This is a genomic window from Litoreibacter halocynthiae, assembly GCF_004365635.1.
Taxonomy (GTDB): Bacteria; Pseudomonadota; Alphaproteobacteria; order Rhodobacterales; family Rhodobacteraceae; genus Litoreibacter; species Litoreibacter halocynthiae.
In genome coordinates, this window is the sequence record NZ_SOBH01000001.1 from 1,253,750 (window position 1) to 1,271,305 (window position 17,556).

General features: G+C 60.1%; 14 protein-coding genes. 11 read left to right on the top strand and 3 right to left on the bottom strand.

Translation table 11 applies throughout. The annotated features are described in order from the left end of the window. The first annotated feature begins 9 nt into the window (after positions 1-9). Genes BDE40_RS06085 through BDE40_RS06095 form a run of 3 tightly spaced genes read left to right on the top strand, consistent with a single transcriptional unit; the run spans position 10 to position 5,014 of the window. Positions 10-1,176, top strand: a complete 1,167-nt coding sequence (locus BDE40_RS06085; protein WP_134013530.1) for a patatin-like phospholipase family protein — start codon at positions 10-12, stop codon at positions 1,174-1,176. Further along, a complete protein-coding gene (locus tag BDE40_RS06090; RefSeq protein ID WP_134013531.1) occupies positions 1,173-3,386 on the top strand; it encodes a gluzincin family metallopeptidase in 2,214 nt (737 codons plus the stop codon). Before BDE40_RS06085 ends, BDE40_RS06090 begins: the two co-directional genes overlap by 4 nt. Continuing rightward, positions 3,383-5,014 carry a ComEC/Rec2 family competence protein gene (locus BDE40_RS06095; protein ID WP_134013532.1) on the top strand — a complete coding sequence of 544 codons (1,632 nt, stop codon included), beginning with the start codon at positions 3,383-3,385 and terminating at the stop codon, positions 5,012-5,014. Before BDE40_RS06090 ends, BDE40_RS06095 begins: the two co-directional genes overlap by 4 nt. Positions 5,015-5,024: 10 nt before the next feature. Here BDE40_RS06095 and BDE40_RS06100 read toward each other — a convergent pair whose 3' ends face one another. Then, entirely contained in the window at positions 5,025-6,215 is a 1,191-nt protein-coding gene (locus BDE40_RS06100; protein WP_134013533.1) for an FAD-dependent monooxygenase, read from the bottom strand. A gap of 105 nt (positions 6,216-6,320) precedes the next feature. Here BDE40_RS06100 and BDE40_RS06105 point away from each other — a divergent pair, with 105 nt between their 5' ends. The 3 genes from BDE40_RS06105 to BDE40_RS06115 are packed head-to-tail and all read left to right on the top strand — an operon-like array spanning position 6,321 to position 8,980. After that, on the top strand, positions 6,321-7,511 hold the full coding sequence (locus BDE40_RS06105) for a winged helix-turn-helix domain-containing protein (RefSeq protein WP_134013534.1): 1,191 nt from the start codon (positions 6,321-6,323) through the stop codon (positions 7,509-7,511). A 57-nt stretch (positions 7,512-7,568) separates the two neighbouring features. Next, on the top strand, positions 7,569-8,213 hold the full coding sequence (gene otnC, locus BDE40_RS06110; protein WP_134013535.1) for a 3-oxo-tetronate 4-phosphate decarboxylase: 645 nt from the start codon (positions 7,569-7,571) through the stop codon (positions 8,211-8,213). After that, positions 8,213-8,980 carry a hydroxypyruvate isomerase family protein gene (locus BDE40_RS06115; protein WP_134013536.1) on the top strand — a complete coding sequence of 256 codons (768 nt, stop codon included), beginning with the start codon at positions 8,213-8,215 and terminating at the stop codon, positions 8,978-8,980. Before otnC ends, BDE40_RS06115 begins: the two co-directional genes overlap by 1 nt. On the opposite strand, the gene BDE40_RS06120 is transcribed toward BDE40_RS06115, so the two are convergent. Then, positions 8,977-10,359, bottom strand: a complete 1,383-nt coding sequence (locus BDE40_RS06120; protein ID WP_134013537.1) for an MmgE/PrpD family protein — start codon at positions 10,357-10,359, stop codon at positions 8,977-8,979. The two genes, BDE40_RS06115 and BDE40_RS06120, sit on opposite strands and share 4 nt — an antisense overlap. Positions 10,360-10,463: 104 nt before the next feature. Then, positions 10,464-11,309 carry an HTH-type transcriptional regulator BhcR gene (gene bhcR / locus BDE40_RS06125; protein WP_134013538.1) on the bottom strand — a complete coding sequence of 282 codons (846 nt, stop codon included), beginning with the start codon at positions 11,307-11,309 and terminating at the stop codon, positions 10,464-10,466. Positions 11,310-11,477: 168 nt separating this feature from the next. On the opposite strand from bhcR, the gene bhcA reads away from it, so the two are divergent. The 5 genes from bhcA (at position 11,478) to BDE40_RS06150 (ending at position 17,555) form a co-directional block, all read left to right on the top strand. Then, complete coding sequence (bhcA, locus tag BDE40_RS06130; protein WP_134013539.1) at positions 11,478-12,656, top strand: L-aspartate--glyoxylate aminotransferase BhcA; 1,179 nt, start codon at positions 11,478-11,480, stop codon at positions 12,654-12,656. A gap of 21 nt (positions 12,657-12,677) precedes the next feature. Then, positions 12,678-13,628: a beta-hydroxyaspartate dehydratase BhcB gene (bhcB, locus tag BDE40_RS06135; protein WP_134013540.1), complete on the top strand. Its 951-nt coding sequence runs from the start codon at positions 12,678-12,680 to the stop codon at positions 13,626-13,628. 14 nt (positions 13,629-13,642) lie between these two features. Continuing rightward, a complete protein-coding gene (bhcC, locus tag BDE40_RS06140; protein WP_134013541.1) occupies positions 13,643-14,806 on the top strand; it encodes a 3-hydroxy-D-aspartate aldolase BhcC in 1,164 nt (387 codons plus the stop codon). A 65-nt stretch (positions 14,807-14,871) separates the two neighbouring features. Further along, complete coding sequence (bhcD, locus tag BDE40_RS06145) at positions 14,872-15,837, top strand: iminosuccinate reductase BhcD (RefSeq protein ID WP_134013542.1); 966 nt, start codon at positions 14,872-14,874, stop codon at positions 15,835-15,837. Between the two features lie 224 nt (positions 15,838-16,061). Then, entirely contained in the window at positions 16,062-17,555 is a 1,494-nt protein-coding gene (locus BDE40_RS06150; RefSeq protein ID WP_134013543.1) for a nucleobase:cation symporter-2 family protein, read from the top strand. The last annotated feature ends 1 nt before the right edge of the window (position 17,556 follow it).

Below are 17,556 nucleotides of genomic sequence, written 5' to 3' on the forward strand. Positions count from 1 at the left end.
GAGAATAACATGCCCCTAGCCCCCGCCTCCTCCGACCTTGGCTTCTTCCGCTCCTCCGAGAGCCGCGACAGCAAGTATGACCCCGCCGCCATCGGTCTTGCGTTTTCCGGCGGTGGCTACCGCGCATCCCTGTTTCATGCGGGCGCGGTGATCCGGCTCAACGAGTTGGGAATTCTGTCCAAGGCGTCTCGCATTGCCTCTGTCTCCGGCGGCTCGATCACCACGGGCATCTTGGCAATGAACTGGGACAAAATCGACTGGAACGGCAAGTCCGAAGGGGTCGCCACCCATGAGGCTATGACCGAGCATTTCATCAAGCCGCTGATGGACGCCACGGCGCTCAACATCGACGTGGGCGTCTCGATCTTAGGGTTCGTGCCAGGCATCTCTGGGGGCAACCAGCTGGCCCGCAGCTACGACAAGCACATCTTTCACAACAAAAAGCTGAACACCATAACGGGCAGCCGCCGGTTCCTGTTTTGCGCGGCGAACCTGCAAACCGGCGGGTTGGTGCGGTTCACCAAGGAATATGTGGCTGACTGGAAAGCGTTCTTCTCGACCACACACAACATCAAACTCAGCGAGGCAGTCGCCGCATCGTCCGGCTTTCCACCTATTCTGGCCCCCCTGCGCCTTGATCTGAGCGGCGAGACCGTCACTGCGCCCGCAGGTGCGGTGTATGACAACGAGGCCCTGCGCAAGAACCCCGTGCTGGTCGATGGCGGTGTGTATGACAATATCGGGCTGGAGCCGATCTGGAAGCGCTGCGGCATCCTGATTGCCTCCAACGCAGGGTCCAACAACCCCGCCAAGGTGTCGCAATTCCGGTTGGGCATGATGATGCGCGTGGTCAACACCTTCCTTGATGTGTCGGTGAACTGGCGCGAACGGATGCTGGTCAACATGTTCCGCAACCAGTTGGCCGACGGATTGAAAGAACGCAACGGTGCGTTTTGGACGATAAAAACACCGACGCACAACCTTGCTTGGGACGGATTCAAGGCCAGCCCCGCGCAATTGAAAATGGCCGCCGACATGGCGACACGACTGAAAAAGTTTCCGGTCGAAACCCAACGCGCGGCGGTGCTGGCAGGCTATTCCTACGCGGATGGCACGATCCGCCAGTTCGTTCTGCCCGACGCGCCTGCACCAACCGCGGCTCCGGTGCTTCCATGACGCCGGAATTCCGCCCACCACGCAGGTTGAACGTCTTCGCATTCGACCCCTCCACCGCGCGCAGCTTTGCCAACCGCAACGCGCGCACCGTGAAGATTACCCTGCCCTACGAGCTGGACCCGCCTGATTTGGGCAAACCCTTCTACGGGCCGAAAGGCAAATATGTGGAGGTGGTGGATTTCGACCCCGCAAGCGGCGCGTTCTATGCGCCGGTGAACCTCAACGATGACGCGGTGATGTTCAATGACGGGCTGCCGCCCTCGCCCGAGAATCCGCAATTTCATCAGCAAATGGTCTATGCGGTGTCGATGAACACCATCGCCGCCTTCGAGGAGGCGTTGGGCCGCGTCGTCCAATGGGCCCCCACCGAGAAGAAGATCGAGCGCAAAGGCAAAGACCCCGAATGGACCTATGATTTCACCCGTCGGCTGCGCATCTATCCGCACGCACTGCGCGAGGCCAACGCTTATTACCATCCCGCAAAGAAAGCCCTGCTGTTCGGCTATTTCACCGCAGGCCCCGATAGCACCAGCGCGCCGTCCGGCACCACAGTGTTCACCTGCCTGAGCCACGACATCATCGTGCACGAAACGGTGCATGCCATCCTCGACGGGCTGCACCCGACCTTCGCCGAGGACGCCAATCCCGACATGCGCGCGCTGCACGAAGCCTTCGCCGACATCATCGCGCTGTTTCAATTGTTCTCGTTCCCGTCGGTGCTGGAGGAGCAAATCGCCAAAACGCGGGGCGATCTGAGCCGTCAGAACCTGTTGGGCGAGCTTGCACAAGAATTCGGCCAGGCTGTCGGACGCGGCTGCTCGCTCCGCGATTTTTTGGGCAGCGTGAACGAACATGGCGTCTGGGAGGCGCAGGAACCCGACCCGACCAAACTGCGCGACGCCACAGGCCCGCATGACCGTGGCGCGGTGCTGGTCGCTGCTGTCTTCCGCGCCTTCCTGACCATTTACAAAACCCGCGTAGGCGATCTGTTCCGCATCGCTTCGAATGGCTCCGGCGTTTTACGCGACGGGGCGATCGACCCTGACCTGAAACGCCGCCTCGCCTCCGAGGCCGCGCAATGCGCGCGCCGCGTCATGCGTATTTGCATCCGCGCGATGGACTACACCCCGCCTGTGAATGTCAGTTTCGGCAACTACCTGCGGGCCATCATCACCGCCGACCGCGACCTGTTCCCCGAAGACGCACAAGGCTACCGCGCAGCGTTCATTGAGGCGTTCGCAAGCTGGGGCATCCTGCCCGAAGGCATCGCCGCGATTTCAGAGCCGGCCTTGTGCTGGCCAACACTGGACATTGCCGAGGCCGACCGTCAGGCGCTGCGTGGCATCTCGGAAGACATGAGCTGGCTCGACAAAATCCACTCCAATCTGGGGTTGATGCTGTCCCAGCCCCGCAAGATGCTGTCGCATTTCGCCAGCCCGATGAGTATTGACGGCGAAGACCGCCGCGCTCGTTACCAAGAAGAGGTGAAGCGCGCGCAGGTTGAAGCCCAGCAGGTTGGCATTCTGATCCATGACCGCCTGACCCGCTTCAATGATGCCAGCACCACGATGACCGTGAAGGAAAAGGTACCGGCACGGGCGTTGCAGCTGGATGTGAACCTGTTGGAGGTCGATGACAGCCGCGACCGTGAAATCGTCTACCACGCCTCCAGCCATTACCAGCGGTTGCTCTGGCTATTGATGAACTCTGCCAGCTCTCCTCGGTTTGCCGAACTGACCGGCCTGACTTTTTCACCTGACGCACCTGCCACCGTGCGCCGGTCGCGCACGACCTTTCTACCCTCGCTCCATGTCTCGGCGGTGCGCATTGCCCGCAGGCAGGGCCAGCGCGGCCAGCCGGAACGCGAATATGTCATCGAGGTGATCCAGACACGGCGCGGCTACTTTGACCCCGATCGTCAAGCCCATGAGGATGCGCGGCCCATTGACCCCAAAGATTCCGAACGTGCCAGCGACTTCAAATTCCGCGCCGGAACGACCTTTCTTGTAGATGCCCGCAGCTTCAAAATCCGCCGCTTGATCCGGTCCACCTATGCGGTTGACGATCCCGATGGGCTGGCCGCGTGCCGCGCCTATGTGGATGGCACCGACGCGCAGGCGGCCAATGCGTTTTACTCCGGTCGCTCCTCTCGTGCGGCGGCGTTCGCCGATCTGCACCATCCGCCCCATATCAAGGACGGTTTCCGATGACCAAGCCACCCACCCCCCGCATCAAAGCCCCGAAATCCGGCGTGCGTGTGCGCATGTATCGCCAAGGACACGGTGACTGCTTTTTGCTGACCTTCCGGCGCAGCCGAGGGGCCAAGCCGTTCTTTATGTTGATTGATTGCGGGCGCAAGAAAGGCAGCACCCCCGCCGACCTGAAGGACAAAGACGTCGACATGGACGCGGTGATCGAAGCCCTGTGGGTCGACACTGGCGGCAAGCTGGACGTGGTCGTGGTCACCCATGAGCACGAAGACCACGTCTCGGGCTTTCCCAAAGCGGGCGATGACAGCCACCCGTTCTCCAAGTTCCACGTCGAAGACCTGTGGCTTGCATGGACGGAGGATGGCACCGATGCGGACGCCAACCGCTACCGCGAACTTTATGGCGACAAGCTGTTAACCTTGGCGCTCGCGCATGAAAAGCTGCGGGCGTTGCAAGGTGTCGGGGCGCCGGACGGTGTGGCCGATGAAATAGCCGAGTTTCTGGAACTGGAAACCGGCCACCGCACTGGCGCGGAGGTACTAAAAGAAGCGTGCATCGAAATGGGCGTCGCCCCGCGCGATATCAGCGCAGGGCCGGAACAGGCCTTCGCTGCAGCCCGCAGCACCAAAATCCGCGGCAAACGCTACAAGGAACGCCTTGCGGGGCTGCGCTCGATGGTGAAAGGCGAGATCAAGTTCCTGTCTCCCGGTGACCCGCCGCTCCCGCTGAAAGGCGTAAAGGGCGTGCGGGTCTTTCCGTTCGGTCCACCGCGCGATCAAAAGCTGTTAACCAGCCTGAACCCGCACCAATCCGAGGAATTCCACATCGGGCCTTTCGCCATGGGCGAGGCTGGTGCGGGGCTGTTCGCCGCCTTTGCCAGTGGCACAGAAGGCGCCACATCATCCCCTTTCGCCCCGCGATTCGTCATCCGGCAAGACCAGATATCCGACAGTGTTGCCGAAGACGCGCCACCGGAGCTGGCCTATCTTTCGAGGACCTATCTGGCCGAGGAGGATGCGGATCGACGGATCGACGGGGATTGGATGGGCGAAGCCGAAGCCTTGGCGTTGCGGCTGAACTCCGAGGTGAACAACACCTCGTTAGTGCTTGCTTTCGAGTTGGAAAAAAGCGGTCGCACCCTGCTGTTCACAGGCGACGCGCAGCGTGGGTCATGGATATCTTGGTCCGACCTGTCATGGCAAGTTGATGGCTCCACCGTCACCGCCAAAGACCTGCTGGCGCGCTGCACCTTCTATAAGGCGGGTCATCACGGCTCTCACAACGCGACGCTCAACGGCACGCTGGACAGCCCGCATGCCAATCTTAACTGGATGGCGCAAGGCGTCTATGCGCAGGATTTCGTAGCCATGGTGCCATCGAACAAAACATGGGCATGGGGCAAGTCACGCCCGTGGCGTCACCCGATGAAGGCAATTGAGCACGCGCTGATCGACAAGGCAAAATCCCGGGTGCTGATGATCGAGCCGCATGAACCCGAACGGCACGACGCCCATTCAAGCGCAGAGTTCGATGCGATGTGGGCCGCGTTCACAAAAGCCACCAAATCCGAGGAATTTGCGGTCGAGCATCTTGTCGAGGATGTAGAACCAGCGTCAGAAGAAACCTGAAGAACGCTCCTCAACTCTCTACATCAAAACTATAAATCCAGTCTTGCTGGCGATGGATTGCCCCCACCGAAAGCCGCGAGGCCACGGCCATCGGCCCGTAGGTCGCCAGTTGCGCAAATCCGGTATGGCGGTGAAACATGCTCGCATTCGCCGCCGAGCGTTGCTGGATCTTGGTCACACGCGGCTTGCGCTGCGCCTCGTAGGTTTGCAGCGCGCGTACGCGGTCGCTGTCTTGATCCAGCACCTCGGCCAGCACCACCGCGTCCTCCAACGCCATCACCGCGCCTTGCGCCATGGAGGGCAACATCGGGTGCGCCGCGTCGCCCAGCAAGGTGACAGGCCCGTCGCACCATTTGGCCAGTGGCGGCCGCCCGTATAATGCCCAGCGAAACAGCCCGCTGGACGCCTCCAGCACCGCGCGCAGGCAGGGCTGCCATTCGCCGAAATCCACCAAAGCGTCCTCGATGCGACCGGGGATCGACCAGCCTTCTTCGGTCCAGCTGTCCTGCTCCACGATGCCCACGAAATTGACATGGGTGCCGCCTTTTACCCGCGTGGTCACCGCGTGTTTGCCGCGACCTGCCCAGATCACACCGAACGGTGGTGGGGCGTTGTCGCCCAACGCATCGACCGGCACCACCGCACGCCACGCAACATTGCCGGTGAACCGCGCACGGTCCGCACCGCAGATTTGCTGACGTATCTCCGAGCGCACCCCGTCCGCGCCGATCAGAACGTCGCCAAACACACGGTCACCGCGTTCCAGATAAACAGAGGCCCCGCCTCGCTCGCGCACATATCCGGTGATTTTCGCGTTGGTGCGCAATTGCGCGGAAGGCTGCGCACGCAGCGCTTGCGCCAGCGCATCATGCAGGTCCGCACGGTGGATCTGGATAAACCGGTTCCCCCAACGTGCCTGCGCGTAGCCTTTCATCGGCAGGCGGAATATCCGTCGGCCAGAGCGGCCCAAGCGCAGCTCGATCGCCTCGGGTTCGAACAATGTGTCTTCGATCATGGGGGTCACGCCAAGACGGTCCAGCATTGCCATGCCGTTCGGGCTGACCTGAATACCTGCACCAACTTCCTTCAGCTCTGGCGCTTGTTCCAGCACCTCGACTTCCCAGCCCTTGCGCGCCAAGGCCAAGCCGCAGGCAAGTCCCCCGATGCCGCCTCCAGCAATTACTGCGCGTCTTTTTGTCATGGAATTCCGCTGCCCCGCATGGTTTTGCCGGAAGATACGCAGGATACGGGTGGCGCGAAAGGGCGTAGCTGGACATAGTGGCAAAACACCGCTGGAGCCGCCCTGATGACCCTTCCCCTGATCCCGCTTGCCACCGTGCGCCATCACCATCTGGCGCGGCACCGTCTGTGCGAGACCCCGACAGGTGCTGGCAAGGGCCAAGACCTGCACCAGTTGATGCAGGACCTGACATTCGTACAGCTCGACAGCATCAGCACCGTCGCGCGGGCGCATCACATGATTTTGCACGCAAGACGCACCAATTACCGCCCCAAGGCGCTGGACAAGCTGATGTCCGACCGTCTCGCATTCGAGCATTGGACCCATGACGCCTCGGTCATCGACATGGATAATTTCGGCCATTGGAAGCTGAAATTCGCCCGCGACGCCGTCACCCTGAAAGCGCGCTACAAGAACTGGCGCCGCGACGGCTACGAGGAGAAGTTCAACACCGTGCTGAAGCGGATTGCGGATCATGGCCCATGCTGTTCGTCGGATGTCGGCGCGGATGAAAAGAAGGGCTCCGGCGGCTGGTGGGACTGGCATCCGTCAAAGACCGCGCTGGAATATCTCTGGCGGTCCGGCAAGTTGTCGGTCACGCATCGGCAGGGGTTTCGCAAGTTCTACGACCTGACCGAACGCGTGATCCCGCAGCCCTACCTGAACATGCAGTATCTGCCCGAAGAGACGATCGCGCATACCTGCACCACCGCTCTGGACTGTTTGGGCTTCGCAACCGCCGGAGAGATCGCCGCGTTCTGGGACATTATCACCCCCGCTGAAGCCAAGCAGTGGTGCGCGGATGAGCTGGCAGCAGGGCAATTGATCGAGGTGGAGCTGGAAACCGCCCAAGGCAAACCGCGCCGCTCCTTCGCGCGACCGCGCGTGCTGGAGGTGCCGCTGATGGAGCCGACCAAGCGCATCCGCATCCTGTCACCGTTCGATCCTGCGTTAAGGGATCGCAAACGCACCGAACGGTTGTTCGGGTTCCACTACCGGATCGAGGTTTTTGTACCCGAAGCGAAGCGGCAATATGGCTACTACGTCTTCCCCGTTCTTGAAGGCGACCGCCTGATCGGGCGTATCGACATGAAGGCGGACCGTGCGCGCGGTGTGATGGCGGTGCGGGCGTTCTGGCCGGAGGCAGGATTGCGCATGGGGTCCGGTCGGATCAAGGCCCTGACCACCGCCATCGAGCGCACGGCGCGGCTTTCAGCGGTCACAGATACGGAGTTCGCCCCCGACTGGATTCGGTAAAAGCTTGATCAAACGGCCTTTTCCGGCGATGAACGCTACAACCCTACGGAGGGTCCTATGACCGAGACCCAGTTGCGCGAGCAGATTTGCCTGCTCGCCAAATCCATGTTTGATCGCGGCTTGACTGGTGGCTCCACCGGAAACATCTCCGCGCGCACCGAGGATGGCGGGTTGCTGGTCTCGCCTACGGGCACCTCGTTCGGGCGCTTGGATCCAGCCCGCTTGTCGCGTTTTGATGCGAAAGGTCAGCTTGTTGGTGGCGACCAACCGACCAAGGAAATGCCGCTGCATACGGCCTTTTATGACACGCGCTCCACCGCAGGGGCCGTGGTGCATTTGCACTCTTGTCACTCCGTTGCGTGGTCGATGATGCCCGATGCGGATGAGGACAATTTCCTGCCACCCCTGACCCCCTATGCCATCATGAAACTTGGCAAAGTGAAGCTGCTACCCTTCTTCATGCCCGGCGATCCGGCCATGGGGGAAGCTGTACGCGGGCTTGCGGGCAAGCGCTCTGCGGTAATGCTGGCCAATCACGGCCCCGTGGTCGCAGGCAAGGACGTGGAGGCCGCCTGCAACGCCATCGAGGAGCTGGAGGACACCGCCCGCCTTGCTATGTTGATGCGCGGCTATGATGCGCGGGCGTTGAGCCCCGAGCAGGTGCAAAGTCTTGTTGCGAAATTCGATGTGGAGTGGGACTGATGGTACAATTCTCGGCCAATTTGGGGTTCCTGTGGAATGATCTCCCCCTGCCCGACGCGATCCACAAAGCCAAAGACGCGGGCTTCGTCGCCGTTGAATTGCACTGGCCCTATGCGACCCCCTCGGCAGACGTCAAAGCTGCGCTGGACGAGACGGGGCTGCCTTGTCTTGGCCTGAACACGCAGCGCGGCGACGTGGCCGGCGGTGACAACGGTTGCGCCGCCATACCGGGCCGAGAGGCCGAGGCGCGCGGCTATATCGACCAGGCACTCGCCTATGCCCGAGAAATCGGTGCGCCGAATGTGCATGTGATGGCGGGCTTCACCGACCGAAGTGCTGCGGCCAAAGCCACTTTCGCGCAAAACCTGCGCTACGCCTGCGCGCAGGCAGCGTTGACGCAACGCACGGTCCTGATCGAGCCACTGAACAACCGCGACGCCAAGGGCTACCATATCGGGACAATCCCCGAGGCGCAGGAAGCATTAAGCGTGGTCGACCTGCCGAACCTGAAAATCATGTTCGACTGCTACCACTTGCAGATCATGCAGGGCGATTTGGTGAAGCTGTTTACAGGGTGTCAGGCGCAGATTGGCCACGTCCAATTCGCCGCCGTGCCAGACCGTGGCGAGCCTGATACCGGAGAGGTGGATTACAAGGTGTTGTTGCTGGAATTAAAGCGTCTGGGCTGGGACACCCCGTTCGGAGCAGAATACAAGCCACGTGGCACTATGGAAAGCGGGTTAAAGTGGATGAATTCATATCGTTAGTGATTGATCTTCATCTCGTTGACCAGCTGCACCAACACTTTGAAATCGGCGTCTTTGCCGTCCAATCCCATCACCATATCCTCCAGTTCAACCACCTGATCCGCACTTAGCACGCTCCCTGCGAAGCGGCGGAATTTCTGCACAATTTCGGCCTCGGTCGGTTGCGGATCAGGGCCGCCCGACGCCTCGACCACGCCACTTTCGAAGCTGCGCCCGTCGTGCAAAGTGACCTTCACCGAAGCCTGCCGCCGCGCGGGGTAATCAGCCTCCAGCGCGGCATCGACATGCGCAGACGTGAGCCCTGTCAGCTTGATCAAGTCAGGGTCGCCAAACGCCTCCGGCATGACCTCGTCCACACCCACCATGCCGCGCGAGAAGGCGCAGGCGACGGGCCACGCCAGCGAATATTGCGCTTTGGGTGATGTGTCCGGCACTGAGGCGCTTAAATCAGCGCTATACTTGAAGGTATAGATATCAATTGATGCAATGAGTTGCGGATCAATATTAAACTTGGCACGTAACCCCAAGGCGGCGTCAATCGGGGCATGCGCCCAACGGCATATTGGATAAGGTTTCACATATTGTTGGCAGGTCAGCCAAACCTGCCCCAGATCCGCCCAAGACCCTGCCGCATCATCGAACTCGACCGTCGCGGCAGGGGCGCCGGTAAAGCCGTCCTCGGCGATAAGCAACGCATAAAGGCCAACGGGCGCGCCGAAGCCGGTCCCGTCATGCAGCATTGTCGGGTTGGCAATTTCACGCATCATCTGGCTGCGCGGGGCGTGATATTCGGCAATGCCAAGCGCGTGGCGGAACACATCATCGCTCACCCCGCGCGCACGGGCAGCCATTGCAACACAGCCAAGCGCATTCCAGGCCCCCGATGTGTGATAGTCCGGCACCGTTGCGTGCAACGCTTCCGCCGCGCGGTAGGCGATCTCGTAGCCTGCGATCATCAGCACCAACGCTTCGCGGCCAGACATCTCCGGCGCATCCTCTGCCAAGGCCAACAATGCGGGCAATAAAGCCGCCCCTGCATGCCCTTTGGACGGCTGCCAGCCATCATGCGCGTCGAGATTGTCGAGTTGGGTCGCCATGGCGAACGCAGCCCCCGGCAACGACGCTTCGCGCCCGTCGAAGGCAATCCGCGCTGCGGGCGCATCAGGTCCCGCCGCCCAGTGCCGCACCGCATGGTCGCGGGCAATACGACCGGCATCCAGCCGATGCGCGGCCGCAAGAACCCCGATCAGATCAAGGATCAGCAGTTTGGCGGTGGTTATTACCGCTGGCGGAATGGTCTTGGCATCCAGCCCGCGCAGCCACGCATTTAACGTGTCGAAAACCGGCTTGGGGCCAGCGAGCGTTTCCATTTCGGTCATGGTATCTGCCTTAGAAGTCCGCCTGTTCCCGTTTTAAATCCCGCATATCTGCCTCGCCTGTCCTTAAGCGACGGATTTCGTCGTGTTCTTACTTAGAGCGGCCATCAGCGCGCTGGCACTGCGGCTCCACCAATGGCATTCGTCAATCTGGACGCGGCCGCAACGACAGCCTCGCTTAGGGCCGCAACTTGATCCGCCCCGACGCGCGTGGTCGGGCCGGACACCGAAATCCCCGCAATCGCCTCTCCGTTTATGTCAAAAACCGGAGCCGCAATGCAGCGCATGCCGAGGTTCCGCTCCTCCCCGTCAATCGCGTATCCGCGCGCTTTCGAGAGGCGCAGGTCTTCCAGCAGCGCTGTGTGATCGGTCAATGTGAATTCGGTAAACCCTTCCAGCGGAGCCTTGGAAAGCAGCTTGCTGATACGATGTTCCTCCATTTCCGCCAGCAGCGCCTTGCCAATTCCGGAGGCGTGCATGCGGGACAAAGTTCCGGGCGGGAAGAACGCACGAATGCTGGCCGTTGTCTCGACCTGACTGACAAACAACACATGGCCGTTCTGCTCGATGCCAAGATTGGCAGTCTCTCCGGTGTCCTCCATTAACGACCTCAAGACCGGACGCGCACGCTCCACAAGGCTGGTGCGCCGCAGGAACCGCGCCCCGATCACAAAGGCGCGCGGGCCGATATGCCAGACCTGATCGTCTTGGTCGAACTCGACCAAGCCCCTGCCCTCCAGCGTCACCAAAATCCGGTACACCGTCGCCGGAGACTGGCTGAGATCATTCGCCAGCATGGTCAGGGTTTTGCCCTGCGCTTCGCTCAGGAACTCGAAAACCTCCATCGCGCGATCCAGCGATTTGATCGTGTTCTGCGCGCTTTTATCGTCCCAGTCCCGTGGCCGGCCGCGCGCTTTGCGCTGACTGATTCCGGCATTATCTTGCGAATCCATAAGATGCATCCAATTTTATGTGAAAAGAGAATTCACTACATGAAAAATACAACATGCTGACAATGCTCAATTATTTACCAAAATGCAAAAATAAAAAACAATTTCAAAAAAATATCTCTTTGAGGCACGCGGCCCTAGGTTGGTCTCAACGCTTACAAGGAGACGATCATGAGCTTCCAGAACCCCGTATTTATTCCCGGCCCGACCAACATGCCAGAAGCAGTGCGCCAAGCCTGCTATATGCCGACGATCGACCACCGCTCGCCGACCTTCGGCAAAATCCTGCACCCTTGCCTTGATGGCGTGAGGAAGGTTCTGAAGTCGAAAGACGCGAAGATCTTCATCTTCCCGTCGACCGGCACCGGTGGCTGGGAAACGGCCCTGTCCAACACTCTGAGCAAGGGTGACAAGGTTCTGGCCGCCCGCAACGGCATGTTCTCGCACCGCTGGATCGACATGTGCCAGCGTCATGGGTTGGACGTGCACGTTGTAGAGACCCCTTGGGGCGAAGGCGTTCCTACAGACAAGTACGAAGAAGTCCTGAAGGCCGACAAAAACCACGAGATCAAAGTTGTTCTGGCCACCCATAACGAGACCGCAACCGGTGTGAAATCCGACATCGCCGCCGTGCGCAAAGCGCTGGATGCTGCGGGCCACCCTGCGATGCTGTTCGTGGACGGGGTCAGCTCCATCGCGTCGATGGACTTCCGCTTTGACGAGTGGGGCGTGGATATCGCCATCACCGGCTCGCAAAAAGGCTTCATGTTGCCTGCTGGTCTGGCGATCATCGGCTTCTCCGGCAAGGCCATCGCGGCTGCGGAAAATTCCGACCTGCCAACGACCTTCTTTGACATTGGCGACATGCAGAAGGGCTACAATGCGAACGCCTTTCCCTATACGCCGCCGGTCGGGCTGATGAACGGCCTGAAACTGTCGCTGGACATGCTGCTGGACGAGGGTTTGGAGAACGTGTTTGCGCGTCACCACCGCATCGCGGAAGGTGTTCGGGCAGCTGTCTCGGCATGGGGTCTTGAGCTTTGCGCGGCCTCGCCTGATCTGTATTCCGACACGGTCAGCGCGATCCGCACACCAGAAGGCTTCAACGCCACCGATATCGTGACCCTTGCGGCTGAGAAATACGGTGTGGCCTTCGGCGTTGGTCTTGGTGAAGTTGCAGGCAAGGTCTTCCGCATCGGCCACTTGGGCAGCCTGACGGACGTTATGATGCTGAGCGGCTTGGCCACGGCCGAGATGTGCATGGTAGATTTGGGTCTGGATGTGAAACTGGGCTCTGGCGTTGCCGCAGCTCAAGAGTACTATCGCACCAATCCGACGGCAGGCAAATAAAGCCGAAGGGAGGAGAGACAGATGTATATTCCAACCTATCAAGACATGCTGGACGCCCACGCACGCATCGAGCCGTATATCCAACGCACCCCGGTGCGGACCTCGGATTACCTCAATGAACTGACCGGCGCGCAGCTGTTCTTCAAATGCGAGAACTTCCAGACACCGGGTGCCTTCAAGGTGCGCGGTGCCAGCAACGCGGTGTTCGGGCTGGACGACGAACAGGCCAAGATGGGTGTGGCAACACACTCATCGGGCAACCACGCCTCCTGCCTCAGCTATGCGGCAAGCCGTCGTGGCATCCCGTGCAACGTGGTCATGCCGCGCACGGCCCCGCAGGCGAAAAAAGACACCGTGCGGCGCTATGGCGGCGTGATCACCGAATGCGAGCCGTCGACATCGTCACGCGAAGAGACCTTCGCCAAGGTGCAGGCCGAAACCGGTGGCGATTTCGTCCACCCCTACAATGACCCACGCGTGATTGCGGGCCAAGGCACCTGTGCGCGGGAGTTCATGGAACAGACCGACGGGCTGGATATCGTCATGGCCCCTATCGGTGGCGGCGGGATGATCTCGGGCACCTGTTTGACCCTGTCAAATCAAGCACCGGAAACGCAGATCATCGCGGCAGAGCCGGAACAAGCCGATGACGCCTATCGCAGCTTCAAGGCCGGCCATATCATCGCGGATGATGCGCCTAAAACCATCGCCGACGGCCTGCTGGTGCCTCTGAAGGACCTGACATGGCATTTCGTGTCGAACCACGTAACCGATATTCTGACCGCATCTGAGGAAGAAATCATCGACGCGATGAAGCTGACATGGAAGCATCTGCGGATTGTCATGGAGGCCAGTTCCTCCGTACCACTGGCGACGATCCTGAAAAACAAAGACCGGTTCGCTGGTAAGCGTGTCGGTATCATTATCACGGGTGGGAATGTCGACCTCGACCTTCTGCCATGGCTTAAGTAAAGGGAGTTCACGCAATGAACACACATGTAAAACTCGAAGATCTCGAAGTAGGTTACGACGTTCCCGCCCTGCCCGGCATGGACGAAGCTGACATCCAGACGCCGTGCCTGATCCTTGATCTGGACGCGCTGGAGCGCAACGTCAAGAAAATGGGCGATTACGCCAAAGCCCACGGCATGCGGCACCGCGCCCACGGAAAAATGCACAAATCCGTGGACGTGCTAAAGCTGCAAATGGAATTGGGCGGTGCTGTTGGCGTTTGCTGTCAGAAGGTGTCCGAAGCCGAAGTGTTCGCACGCGCTGGCATCAAGGAAATCCTTGTCTCCAACCAAGTCCGTGACATGGCCAAGATCGACCGTCTGGCACAACTGCCCAAGCGTGGCTCTGAAATTATCGTCTGCGTTGACGATGTGGACAACGTGGCCGACCTTTCGGCGGCGGCACAAAAGCACGGCACCGATTTGGGCGTGTTCATCGAAATCGACTGCGGCGCAGGCCGTTGCGGCGTGACCACCACCGAAGCCGTTGTCGAAATCGGCAAAGCCGTGCGCGACGCCAAGAACCTGACCTTCAAGGGTATTCAGGCTTACCAAGGTGCGATGCAGCACATGGACAGCTTCGAGGACCGTCAGGCCAAGCTCGACGCGGCAATCGCGCAGGTCAAGGACGGCATCGACGGGCTGAAAGCCGAAGGCATCGAATGTGATCTGGTCTCCGGCGGCGGCACAGGTTCCTACTACTTCGAGAGCAACTCCGGCGTCTATAACGAGCTTCAGTGCGGCTCTTATGCCTTCATGGATGCGGATTACGGCCGTATCCTCGACAAGGACGGCAAGCGCATCGACGATGGCGAATGGGAAAACGCGTTCTTCATCCTGACCCAAGTCATGAGCCACGTCAAAGCCGACAAGGCCATCGTGGACGCAGGCCTAAAAGCCCAATCCATCGACAGCGGCCTGCCGTTCATCTACGGCCGCGACGACGTGGAATACATCAAATGCTCGGACGAGCATGGCGTCGTAGCCGATCCCAAAGGCGTGCTGAAAGTCGGCGAAAAGCTGAAGCTGGTTCCGGGTCACTGCGACCCGACCGCCAACGTGCATGACTGGTATGTCGGCGTGCGCAACGGCAAGGTTGAAACAGTGTGGCCGATCTCTGCCCGCGGTAAAGCCTACTGAAACAAGACACCCGCATGCGCTGCTAAAGGCGCATGCGGGCGCACGCACTCCAAAGGAAATAGCCCATGTTGATCGTCCCAGAACGCGAAATTGCCAACCTGATGACCCGCGACGCCGCTTTCGACGCTGTCGAAGGTGTGTTTGCCGCGATGGCCTCCAAAGATGCTTATAACTTCCCCGTCATTCGCGAAGCCATCGGCCACGAAGACGCGCTCTATGGCTTCAAGGGCGGGTTTGACAAAGCAGGCATGACGCTTGGTTTGAAAGCGGGTGGCTACTGGCCGAACAACCTCGAAAAACATGGCCATATCAACCACCAGTCCACGATTTTCCTGTTTGATCCGGACACTGGCATGGTCAGCGCCATGGTCGGTGGCAACCTGTTGACCGCCCTGCGCACCGCCGCGGCGTCGTCCGTGTCTATCAAGCATCTGGCCCGCAAAGACGCGAAGGTCATGGGCATGGTGGGTGCCGGCCATCAGGCCACATTCCAGCTTCGCGCAGCTCTTGAGCAGCGCCAGTTCGAGAAAGTCATCGGTTGGAACTACCACCCTGAGATGCTGCCCAATATCGAGAAGATCGCCAATGAAGCGGGCCTTCCGTTTGAAGCGGTCGAGCTTGAAGGCATGCGTGAGGCCGACGTGGTGATTTCCATCACCTCCACCTTTGCACCGACCATTATGGCCGACCACATTGCACCCGGCACACATATCGCCTGCATGGGCACCGACACCAAAGGCAAGCAAGAGGTCGAGGCCGCCCTGCTCGCCCGCGCCACCGTGTTCACCGACGAGGTCGCGCAATCCATCAGCATCGGCGAGGCACAACACGCAGTCGCAGAAGGTCTGATCAAGGAAAGCGACGTGCACCAGCTTGGCGCGGTGATCAACGGCACCCACAAAGGCCGCACGTCTGACGATGAAATCACGCTGTTCGATGGCACTGGCGTCGGCCTCCAAGACTTGGCTGTCGCCGCAAGCGTTGTCGAGCTGGCTGTCCAAAAGGGCGTCGCAATCGAGGTCGATTTCTGAGGAACGGGAAGTAGGCACCAGAGCAGGACACCCCCTGTGACCTGACTTGGTGCCTTCTTCCAAATGCCACGCCTGCGCTCACGACCTACACACGTGCTGACGCGACGGGCTGATACCACACCTAGCGAACTAAGAGCGAAACGCAGATCGGTTTGATATGCCGCCCTGCGAACGGCTCACCCACGCCCCAGAGCGATATATCTGGACTTAAGGAGGAGAACCCCATGTCTACTACTGCCACGGCTGACGCCGTCAATGAGAGGTTGCCAGCTGGCCGCCTCTTTACTTTGGGACTGCAACACGTCCTTGTCATGTATGCCGGTGCCATCGCGGTGCCGCTTATCGTTGGCCGCGTTCTGAAACTGAACCCTGAACAGGTTGCATTTCTGATTTCTGCCGACCTGTTTGTATGTGGTGTTGTGACCATCATCCAATCGCTCGGCGCGTCGAAATGGTTCGGCATCAAGCTGCCCGTCATGATGGGCGTGACCTTCGCCTCGGTGGGACCGATGGTTTCCATCGCCATCGCCAACCCGGGGCTGGAAGGCGCACGTATGATCTTCGGTGCCATCATCGGGGCCGGTGTCATCGCAATGCTGATCGCGCCGTTGATCAGCCGAATGCTGCGGTTTTTCCCGCCTGTGGTCACCGGCACGATCATTCTGGTTATCGGCGTCACGCTGATGCGTGTCGGGATCAACTGGATCTTCGGCCTTCCGTTCGGCCCCACAGCACCGAAAATCGTTGCTCCGGAACACCTCGCCTGGCTTGATCAGGTGCGCGGAATGCTGGATGCCGGTGTTATTCCTGCAATTCCGGATGGCCTTCAGGTTGCGCCCTCTATCGACAACGTCAAGTACGCCACTCCGCAGAACATGCTGATCTCCGGCATTGTGCTGACAACAATCGTCTTGGTGATGAAGTTCACCACCGGCTTCCTTGCCAACATCTCGGTGCTGATCGGCATCGTCGTTGGTGCGTTGGCCGCGACTGCTATGGGCTTGATGCATTTCGACAAGGTCGGCCACGCTGGCTGGTTCGAGCTGATCACCCCGCTGCGTTGGGGCGTGCCGATCTTTGACCCGATCATGATCCTGACCATGACGCTTGTGATGATCGTCGTTATGATCGAATCCACCGGCATGTTCTTGGCCCTTGGTGAAATGTGCGAGAAAAAGATCGAGCGTCCGTCCCTCTCCGCAGGTCTGCGGACCGATGGTCTGGGCACTGTGATCGGTGGCCTGTTCAACACCTTCCCCTACACCTCTTTCAGCCAGAATGTCGGGCTTGTCGGTGTGACCGGCATCCGCTCGCGTTATGTCTGCGTGGCCGGTGGTGCGATCATGATCGTGCTGGGCTTGGTGCCGAAAATGGGTGCCTTGGTCGAGTCCCTGCCCGTCGCCGTTCTAGGTGGTGCCGGTCTGGTGATGTTCGGGATGGTTGCTGCCACGGGAGTGCGCATCCTTGGTGCGGTGGATTTCAAGACCAACCGCTTCAACGGCCTGATCGTGGCAATTTCGCTTGGTCTGGGCATGATCCCGTTGATCGCGCCGGAATTCACCATGCACTTGCCGCACTCGATCGAGCCGCTGATCCACTCCGGCATCCTTCTGGCCGCAATCGCTGCGGTTGGCTTGAACGTCGTGTTCAACGGCGCGAAAGACATCTCGGAAGACGAACTGCGCGAAGCTGCACTTCAGTCGGATGGCGGTCACTAAT